Raw genomic sequence first — 7,050 nt, 5'->3', positions numbered from 1 at the left:
ACCTAAATTTGCACCAGGTGACACTGTTGTAGTTCAAGTTAAGGTAAAAGAAGGTGACCGTGAGCGTCTACAGGCTTTTGAAGGCGTTGTAATCGCAATCCGTAACCGTGGTCTACACTCTGCTTTCACTGTACGTAAGATCTCTAACGGTGAAGGTGTTGAGCGTACGTTCCAAACACACTCTCCAATCGTTGATAGCATCGAAGTTAAACGCCGTGGTGCAGTACGTCGTGCCAAGTTGTACTACCTACGTGAGCGTTCTGGTAAGTCTGCTCGTATCAAAGAGAAACTTGCTAAGAAGTAATGCTATAACTAGCGTTCTCATCTTAAACGGAGTCCTTTTAGGGCTCCGTTTTTTTATTTGTGTAATTAGCTTGCTCGTTTCTTTTCACCCGACCTGAACTGTCGATGCTCATGCACTGATGTACACTCCACGCCTCTGCCTTGCTGTGAATAGATTCCTGATGTCGCTATGGCTCCTCGGAATGACGGGAAATGATGATCAAATATTACTGGGTACTGTGGTTAAAATTCGTCATTCTGGATAGCGACGAAGGACCGTGATTCAGAATCTACTAGTTGAGAATGTAAGTGTTTAAGTTGTTAGCTTCATCCTTGCTATGAGTAGATTCCTGATGCCGCTATGGCTCCTCGGAATGACAGGAAATGATGGTCAAAGATTATAGAGTACCGTGGTTAAAATTCGTCATTCTGGACAGCGACGAAGGAGCGTGATTCAGAATCTACTAGTCGAGCATGCAAGTGTTTAAGTTGTTAGCTTCATCCTTGCTGTGAATAGACTCCTGATTTCGCTATGGCTTCTCTGAATGACGGGAAATGATGGTCAAAGATTACAGAGTACCGTGGTTAAAATTCGTCATTCTGGACAGCGACGAAGGAGCGTGATTCAGATTCCCCAAGAAGTAACCTAGGGTATTCCTTTACCCTAGGTCTCAATTTAATACTGGTCTTCAGACCAGCCATCACTATCGGACATATCGGGTGCGCCTGGGATGGTGTTTTCTTCATCTGCCCATTCACCAAAATCAATCATTTGGCATTGTTTACTGCAGAAAGGGCGATGAGGACTTTGTTCTCCCCATTCTACGTCGGCGCCACATTGTGGACATTGAACGATGGTAACTTTAGACATAGTTGAGCGTCCCATTACTAATTGGTGTTAAAGGGTAGTATACCTAAACGAATTAAAGATGGCTTATTCAACGCGCTATTGCTGCTACGAAATTTTATCAAATATAAGCGCAATAAAGCGTTGAATTTTAGATTATGGAGGCGAGGCGTAGTGTCGTCTTAGCTGCACACAGCAAGTTCAAACTCAATATCTTGTGTGCACGCTTGGCCGTTTTCAAACGACATAAACTTGATCGCAAAGCGATTTTTATGACCTGAAATCATAGGATAAACGCCATATTCCATTGGGATGTGAAGTCTTAGAATGTTGGCTTCATCAGCGTCACTTTGGAAGAAACCTGCACGACCGATTTGAGCTTTGAAATGTCCGGTCTCTCTAGTGAGCTTTAACCATAACGAAAGCGCATCAGATAAGGGCTTTAAGCTTGCTTGCCACTGTTGTGCATCACGCTTTTTACGTTCAATAGGTAGATGAAGCCAGTAGTGTAATGCTGGCAGATCAAAACAGCATGAACCACCCGGTAGATTAAAGCGTTGGCGGATAGAGCTTAAGAAGCGATCTTCTTTTAGTGCTTGACCAAAACGCTCTGCACCCATCAGTTGGCTATGAACGACATCTATCTCTTGTAGTAGGGTATTTAATGCGTCTTGATCGACGCCATCAACATTGAGCCAATGGCGGTACGACAGCCGTTGCTTCTCTAAATCTTTGGCCAGTTCACTTTTCAGCTGGATCTGTTCGAAGATCTCAACCATATCGAATAACGCACGGAAAAACAGTTGGTACTGGTGATTTTCGCTAAACCCAGAGGCCAAGTGAGCCTGACGCAGCAGAGACTCCACTCTTAGATAAATACGAGTTTTCTCATTTAACGGATGTTCAAATTTGTGCGTGGTCATCGACATAAGCCTTTGTGAGTTTCGTTCCTATTTTCGCAGATTTTTCTTACACATGGCTAGGTACTTTTCGTGCAAATCTGTGATTTGAAGCAAAAGATCAGGGTCACTTGGATTATTCTTAACCACATCGTCTGCAAGCGCGAGCCTTTGCTCTCTTGATGCTTGAGAGGCAAGGATGGCGCGAACTTGATCTTCACTCACATTGTCTCGTTTCATCGTGCGAGATATCTGTGTATTCGGTTCAACATCGACGACAAGAACGCGATCACACAAACTATCTAGCTTGTTTTCTACGAGCAACGGCACCACAAGTAACGCATACTCTGAAGTGACTTGCTGCAAATCTTCGATCATCTTTTCACGAATTATCGGGTGCAACAGTGCGTTGAGCCATGCTTTTTCATCTGAATTCGAAAAGATTTTTTCTCTCAGCTTTGCGCGATCTAAAGTTTGGTCTTCACGAACGATATCGTGACCAAAGTGTTCAATAATCGCGTTTAGGCCGGGAGTACCTGGCTCGACAACTTCTCTTGCTACAATGTCGGCATCGACGATATCGATTTTAAATTGTTGTTTGAACAGATTCGCGACGGTTGTTTTTCCACTAGCGATACCACCTGTTAAACCAATAACCAAAGCCATTTACACTCCTAGAACTGAAGTAAAGTACCAGTTTAAAATCTGCTCGCCCCAAATTAAGCTTATCCAACCAGCAATTGCTAAGTAAGGACCGAAAGGGAAAGCTTTTTCAATTCCCTGCTTTTGCAAGCGTAGTTGAATGATGCCAAATACGATGCCAACCACAGAAGAAAGTAGAATGATCATCGGCAGTGACTGCCAACCTAGCCAAGCCCCTAGTGCTGCTAGTAGTTTAAAATCACCATATCCCATTCCTTCTTTACCAGTAAGTAGCTTAAAGCCCCAGTAAACGGACCAGAGACATAGGTAACCAGCAATAGCACCAATGACAGAATCTTGTAGAGTAACAGGACTTATTTCGACTAATGCTAAGGCAATGCCAGCCCAAGTTAATGGTAATGTTAATTGGTCAGGTAACAACATAGTATCGAGATCGATAAATGTTGCGGCGATTAAGATAAAAGTAAAAAAGAGTAGGGCAACGGTAAAGTAACTAAAACCAAAGTAATAAGCTATAAAGCCTGAACAGAACGCGGTGAGCAGTTCAATCAGTGGATAGCGTGCACTAATGGTTGCCTGACAGTTGTGACATTTGCCTTTTAAAAGCAGCCAGCTAATCACAGGAATGTTGTCGCGAATACGTATCGGTGTTGCGCATTTCTGGCAGGAGGAGCGTGGGACGCTCAAGGTCAGCACTTCTTTAGGAGGTTCTATTTTGTATTCAGGAAATGACTCGGCACATTCGCGTCGCCATTCTAGTTCCATGATTTTAGGTAGTCGATAAATAACCACATTGAGGAAGCTACCCACGATCAGACCGAAGATGGTGGCAAACACAACGAATAGCCAAGGGTAGTACTGGAATACTTCCATATTTGTCTCTTGAGCGATGAGTGAAATCAGCAAGATGCTGTTTTAAAGGAGTTAACAGCTCATTCTAGCCCAATACACTCATTAAGTTAAAGATTGGCAAGTACATTGCTGTCACTAATCCGCCAACAACGATACCTAAAAATACGATAATTAGTGGCTCTAGAATTTTACTAAGGTTGTCGACGGTGTTGTCGACTTCAAACTCGTAGATCGTTGCAACTTTATTGAGCATATCGTCAAGTCGACCAGACTCTTCACCGATCATGACCATTTGTAACACTAATTCAGGGAACACATTACAGTTACGCATGGCAACATACATTGGCATACCTGCGGCGGTATCACGGTAAACTTCTTCTATGGCGAGTTGATAGTGTAAGTTTCCTGAGGTTTTTGATGTGGTTTTTAAACTGGTTAGAATTGGAATACCCGCTGTAAAGCTTGTGGCGAGTGTTCGACTAAATTTGGCGATAGCGGCTTTTGATAATACAGGCCCAAGGACAGGAAATTTAAGCACAGAGCGGTTGAGCATTAAGCGAAAAGAATCTGAACGCTTAGAGAGGATTCTAGCCGAAATGAATAAACTAATGGAGCCTAGTGCGATAAACGGACTCCAGTTTTGTGTCCAGGCGGAAAGATCTAACACTTGCCTGGTAAACCAAGGTAAGTCAGCACCAAAACCAACAAACATTTTTTCAAACTCGGGAATGACTTTGGTGAGCATGATAAACGACACGCCTAACGCTACTAGCACTACCATCGCTGGGTAAATCAGTGCTTTGATCACTTTCGCACGGAGTTGTTCATTTTTTTCTCGGTAGGTGGCTAAGCGCTCGAACACTTCTGCTAAGTTACCGGATTGCTCACCTGTGGCGATAAGATCGGTATAGAGTGGGTCAAAGTGTTCACTTGCAGTGCGCATGGCTTTTGACATGGGCGTCCCCGCTTCAACGGCGCGTGTCACGCTCATCAAAATGGATTTCATCTCTGCTTTTTTATGATTTTCTGAGACCAATTTTAAAGCCTGAACTAAGGGTACACCGGTTATCAACATCGTCGAAATCTGACGGGTAAACACCGTGATGTCTCTGCCTTTCACGCGATGGCTGAGTTTAGTGAGAAACGAGATACTGCTTTTCTTTAACTTCTTGATCTTGATGTGCTGTGCGTCTAGACGCTCGCGTACTTCAATTTCTGTCATCGCGAGGGTTTGTCCAGACGTCTTTTTGCCAGAACTGTTGATGCCTTTCCAGCGGAAGTTTTTAAGTTGTGGTGTAGTGCTTTTCATAGAGGTGACTGCTGATTAAAGGATTAAAAATAAAGTACGCGCTGTAGTTCACTAAAACTTGTGATCCCTTGTTTGAGTTTTTCTATGCCCGACATTTGTAACGTGCTCATACCATTTGCGATGGCGAGTTTTTCTAGTTCATGTACTGAGGCGCCTTTAATAAGCGCTTCGGAAAGAAATTCATCAAAGCGCATCACTTCATAAATTCCCGTTCGGCCGGAATAACCATGGGTACACTCATTACATCCACCGGGATTGGCTTTAAAAATGTTGTCGCTTGCTTGAATTCCAAGATGTTGTAGCTGAACGGTAAGCTCTTGTGATTGTTTACAGTGCGAGCACAGTTTACGGGCCAAGCGCTGGGCAATAATCAAATTAAGAGATGAGGCCAAGTTAAAGCTTTCTACGCCCATGTTTGATAAACGAATAACCGTTTCAGCCGCAGAATTGGTATGTAAGGTTGAAAGTACTAAGTGACCGGTTTGCGATGCTTTTATAGCGATTTCGGCGGTGTCTAAGTCACGAATCTCACCGACCATTACCACATCCGGGTCTTGACGTAAGAAAGAGCGCAGGGCTTCGGCAAAACCAAAACCAATCTTAGGCTGAACTTGAACTTGGTTAATGCCCGATAAGTTAATTTCTACTGGGTCTTCTGCCGTGGAAATGTTGATTTCTGGCTTATTGAGGATACTCAGCCCAGTGTACAGAGAAACGGTTTTTCCGCTCCCGGTTGGGCCTGTCATCAGAATCATGCCTTGTGGGCGACGCAGCGCATCCAAGTACAATTGTTTTTGTTGTTCGCTATAACCAAGCTTGTCGATATCCAATGACGCAGAGCTGCTGTCGAGCAGTCGTAGTACAATTTTCTCTCCGAATAGAGTCGGTAGCGTGGATACACGCATATCAATTGCGGTGTCTTGATTCAACTTGAGCTTAATACGCCCATCTTGTGGTAAACGTCGCTCTGCAATATCAAGTTTAGAGAGGATTTTGATACGAGCGGATAAGCGGCGACTTAAGTGGCTTGGTGGCTGCTGTGTTTCAATTAAGATGCCATCACAGCGTAGGCGCACACGGTACATCTTTTCATAAGGCTCAAAGTGGATATCGGATGCGCCTTTGCGCACAGCGTCCAACAGAATTTGGTTGATGTAACGGCTAACAGGAGACTCATCTTGGCTCAAGTCTTCAATGTTGTCGATTTCATCTGCGCCCACATCAACCAGATTGGCTAACTCTTCTTGGTTGATCTCTTTTAACCCGGACTTCTCATGACTCAATGAACGACCATATAAGCGTCGAATTGCCGCGCTGAGTTGACGAAAATCCGCCAACACCAATTCAATCTGTAAACCAGTGGCAAAGCGGAAATCGTCTTCTGCTTGTTGGTTCGTGGGGTCGGCAACGGCTAATAATAACGTTGAAGGTGTACGCTGGAGTGGGAGTGCGTTATGCCGTGTGATTAATTCCCTAAGGCCAAGTTGCTGACAAAGCGAGGCGTACTCGTACTGAGATAACTCGGGCTGATTTAATCCAAAAATAGAATTTAAATGTTCAGTGAGTTCGCGTGATGTAAATAACCCTGAACTGAGCAAAGCTTCCGGCATCGAAATGCCAGAAGCTTTGACTTGCTCAAGCAACGATTCTTCTTGGGAAAAAGCCAATAGTCCTTTTTGACGAAGAATCGTGGAGAGGTTGGTTTGCATTATGGGCAGCTATCAATAGATACTTTTGGGTTAGTATTATTTGTACAGCCCCAGGGTGTGTTTGGTGTCCTAGCATATTCGATGTCACCTGCTGCAGCATTGCCAGTATTAAATACAAATTTGAGTGTAGATTTTGCGTTTGAGGCTGCTCCAGCACCTTCAATTGATGCGGTAATATTGCCAAGGGCGTTCATAGTAGCGTTCCCACCGATGTCTCCTAAGTCGGAAGTAGCTGTGGTGTTGTTCTGAGTATATAAATCAGCATTAGTAAGTAATGACTTTAAAGTACCCACAGCAGAGGTTACAGCTGACTTTGCGACATAGTCTTTATATGCAGGGATTGCGACTGCTGATAACACACCAATAATTGCTACCACAATCATCAATTCAATTAACGTAAAGCCTTGCTGTTTTTTCTGTTTACTGTGTTTCATTTTCTTTCCTTCTTAATGAAATAAATAATGCCCTTGCATTAGCGAAGGATTATGG

The 7,050-nt window shown here is 43.7% G+C and carries 8 protein-coding genes; 1 reads left to right on the top strand and 7 read right to left on the bottom strand.

The window, feature by feature from the left end:
• Nucleotides 1–304 (top strand): 50S ribosomal protein L19 (rplS, locus tag CAG68_RS01165; protein ID WP_161440695.1); only part of this gene is annotated, 304 nt, incomplete at its 5' end.
• A 654-nt stretch (nucleotides 305–958) separates the two neighbouring features.
• Here the strand turns inward: rplS and yacG are convergent.
• The 7 genes from yacG to CAG68_RS22470 form a co-directional block, all read right to left on the bottom strand.
• On the bottom strand, nucleotides 959–1,153 hold the full coding sequence (gene yacG, locus CAG68_RS01160) for a DNA gyrase inhibitor YacG (RefSeq protein ID WP_017635922.1): 195 nt from the start codon (nucleotides 1,151–1,153) through the stop codon (nucleotides 959–961).
• A gap of 158 nt (nucleotides 1,154–1,311) precedes the next feature.
• Complete coding sequence (gene zapD, locus CAG68_RS01155; protein WP_005373086.1) at nucleotides 1,312–2,052, bottom strand: cell division protein ZapD; 741 nt, start codon at nucleotides 2,050–2,052, stop codon at nucleotides 1,312–1,314.
• A 27-nt stretch (nucleotides 2,053–2,079) separates the two neighbouring features.
• Nucleotides 2,080–2,694 (bottom strand): dephospho-CoA kinase, encoded by a 615-nt coding sequence (coaE, locus tag CAG68_RS01150; protein ID WP_017635920.1) that lies wholly within the window; start codon nucleotides 2,692–2,694, stop codon nucleotides 2,080–2,082.
• Entirely contained in the window at nucleotides 2,695–3,564 is an 870-nt protein-coding gene (locus CAG68_RS01145; RefSeq protein WP_158174153.1) for a prepilin peptidase, read from the bottom strand.
• Between the two features lie 64 nt (nucleotides 3,565–3,628).
• Nucleotides 3,629–4,852, bottom strand: coding sequence for a type II secretion system F family protein (locus CAG68_RS01140; protein WP_017635918.1), 1,224 nt, complete (start codon nucleotides 4,850–4,852; stop codon nucleotides 3,629–3,631).
• A 23-nt stretch (nucleotides 4,853–4,875) separates the two neighbouring features.
• Nucleotides 4,876–6,561, bottom strand: coding sequence for a type IV-A pilus assembly ATPase PilB (gene pilB / locus CAG68_RS01135; RefSeq protein WP_161440694.1), 1,686 nt, complete (start codon nucleotides 6,559–6,561; stop codon nucleotides 4,876–4,878).
• On the bottom strand, nucleotides 6,561–6,995 hold the full coding sequence (locus CAG68_RS22470) for a type IV pilin protein (protein WP_029803401.1): 435 nt from the start codon (nucleotides 6,993–6,995) through the stop codon (nucleotides 6,561–6,563). Before CAG68_RS22470 ends, pilB begins: the two co-directional genes overlap by 1 nt.
• Between the last annotated feature and the right edge of the window lie 55 nt (nucleotides 6,996–7,050).

The organism is Vibrio sp. V42_P2S4T144 (genome assembly GCF_009904715.1).
In the GTDB taxonomy this organism is placed as follows: Bacteria; Pseudomonadota; Gammaproteobacteria; order Enterobacterales; family Vibrionaceae; genus Vibrio; species Vibrio alginolyticus.
This window is presented reverse-complemented; position numbering and strand designations above follow the sequence as displayed.

What these genes read in the sequence shown, in the direction of transcription:
- yacG (WP_017635922.1), bottom strand. Translation starts at nt 1,153, where the DNA reads ATGTCTAAAGTTACCATCGTTCAATGTCCACAATGTGGCGCCGACGTA.
- zapD (WP_005373086.1), bottom strand. Translation starts at nt 2,052, where the DNA reads ATGACCACGCACAAATTTGAACATCCGTTAAATGAGAAAACTCGTATT.
- coaE (WP_017635920.1), bottom strand. Translation starts at nt 2,694, where the DNA reads ATGGCTTTGGTTATTGGTTTAACAGGTGGTATCGCTAGTGGAAAAACA.
- CAG68_RS01145 (WP_158174153.1), bottom strand. Translation starts at nt 3,564, where the DNA reads ATGGAAGTATTCCAGTACTACCCTTGGCTATTCGTTGTGTTTGCCACC.
- CAG68_RS01140 (WP_017635918.1), bottom strand. Translation starts at nt 4,852, where the DNA reads ATGAAAAGCACTACACCACAACTTAAAAACTTCCGCTGGAAAGGCATC.
- pilB (WP_161440694.1), bottom strand. Translation starts at nt 6,561, where the DNA reads ATGCAAACCAACCTCTCCACGATTCTTCGTCAAAAAGGACTATTGGCT.
- CAG68_RS22470 (WP_029803401.1), bottom strand. Translation starts at nt 6,995, where the DNA reads ATGAAACACAGTAAACAGAAAAAACAGCAAGGCTTTACGTTAATTGAA.